Source organism: Mesorhizobium sp. M2E.F.Ca.ET.209.01.1.1, from assembly GCF_004010375.2.
In the GTDB taxonomy this organism is placed as follows: Bacteria; Pseudomonadota; Alphaproteobacteria; order Rhizobiales; family Rhizobiaceae; genus Mesorhizobium.
This window is the reverse complement of record NZ_SADP02000976.1, coordinates 1-304: the sequence shown is the minus strand read 5'-3', so window position 1 is coordinate 304 and position 304 is coordinate 1. Positions and strand designations below refer to the sequence as shown.

1 protein-coding gene is annotated in these 304 nt (G+C 60.5%); it reads right to left on the bottom strand.

The features are described from left to right. On the bottom strand, positions 1-304 hold a 304-nt coding region (locus tag EN852_RS38740; protein ID WP_145994160.1), incomplete at both ends, for an ABC transporter substrate-binding protein.

The window sequence follows — 304 nt, the reverse complement described above, 5'->3', positions numbered from 1 at the left end:
TGACCGACGAAAAATCCTTGTTGCCGATCGGCACCCACGACTTCGACGGCACATGGCCGCCGGCCTTGCAGAACTCGGCCATGAAGCCGAACACCTGCGTGTAGGGGAAGGAATAGTCCTCGGCGACGGTGGCGACCTTCTTGTAGCCCTTGTCCTTGAAGGCATAGGTGCCAAGGCCGGCCATCCACTGCGCGCCGTCGGTGGAGAAACGGAAGAAGTTTTCCGCCGGATTGCGCAAAGTGGTGTCCTGCGCGGCCGACGTACCGTTTATGAAGGTCACGTTCGGCTGCGTCTTGGCGTAGTC